Origin of the sequence: Methylobacterium sp. GXF4 (assembly GCF_000272495.1) — a bacterium.
Classification (GTDB): domain Bacteria; phylum Pseudomonadota; class Alphaproteobacteria; order Rhizobiales; family Beijerinckiaceae; genus Methylobacterium; species Methylobacterium brachiatum.
The window spans coordinates 1-1,052 of record NZ_AKFK01000037.1 but is presented as its reverse complement, the minus strand read 5'-3'; the positions used below and the strand labels follow the sequence as shown (position 1 = coordinate 1,052).

Here is a 1,052-nt window from a genome sequence, read left to right as displayed (position 1 = left end):
GGGTGGATTTGCGACTGTCTGCTTATGAGTAGCGCAAACTCATAAGCAGACGCTGCTCAGGAACTCGCAGTCCGTCAAGCCATACCTGTACGTGTATGCCGGATCGGCAGGCTTGAGCTGCCCCCGATCCTATGGCGACGGTACCGTCAAAACCAATGGGCCATTGCGGGTCGCGATAACCGTGTGCTCGTATTGCACGGTTGGTGCTCTAGGCTGGCTATAGAGAGTCCATCCATCGTCACCATCCTCGGCGAAGTTCGCGCCGAGAGACAAGAATGGCTCGACGGTGAAGACGAGCCCGTCCGTCATGACCCGGCGCTCGGAGGCGTCGGGCCAAGTTGCGATCTCAGTTGGCTCCTCATGCAGCGACAAACCGACCCCGTGGCTGGCAAGGTTGCGCACGAGCGTGTAGCCGTTCTGCCGAGCGAAGGTGCCGACCGCTCGACCGATGCCAGCGAACGGCTTGCCGGTGCTGACCTGACGCAACCCAGTCCACATCGCGCGTCGCCCGTCCCGGCAGAGCCGTTCAACCGCACGCGCCACCGGCGGCACAGCGAACGACGCGCCCGTATCCGCGAAGTAGCCGTCCTTCTCAGCAGAGACGTCGATGTTGACGAGGTCGCTTGCCCGGACACGACGATCGCCGGGTATTCCATGCGCGATCTTCTCGTTGACGCTGATGCAGGTCGCGCCCGGGAAGCCGTAGACCAGTTCGGGAGCCGGACGGGCACCGGCCGCACTCAGGTAATCCCTGCCGATTTGATCCAGCTCTCGTTCGGTGATGCCAGGCTCGATGGCTCGGCCCATCACCTCAAGCGTTTCGGCGACAATGCGTCCGATCTTCTTGAGCCCCACGAGGTCATCGTCACTCGATACGGTCATGCGGTATCTCTGTACAGCCCAGAAGAGGCTGTAGCGGAACGAACCTCGAAAGTCTGCGATCTGACACGATGCTGCTGCGCGACCGCCGCGCAGAGCCTACAGAAAGCGCTCATCCTAGATGACCGCTTCGGGGAACCGCTGGCGTCCGTCCACATGGCTGTTGTGGGTCG

General features: G+C 62.1%; 1 protein-coding gene. It reads right to left on the bottom strand.

Annotated features, from left to right (window positions below; translation table 11 throughout):
- Nucleotides 1-129: 129 nt before the first annotated feature.
- Nucleotides 130-882, bottom strand: a complete 753-nt coding sequence (gene map / locus WYO_RS04085; protein ID WP_007559409.1) for a type I methionyl aminopeptidase — start codon at nt 880-882, stop codon at nt 130-132.
- Nucleotides 883-1,052 lie beyond the last annotated feature (170 nt).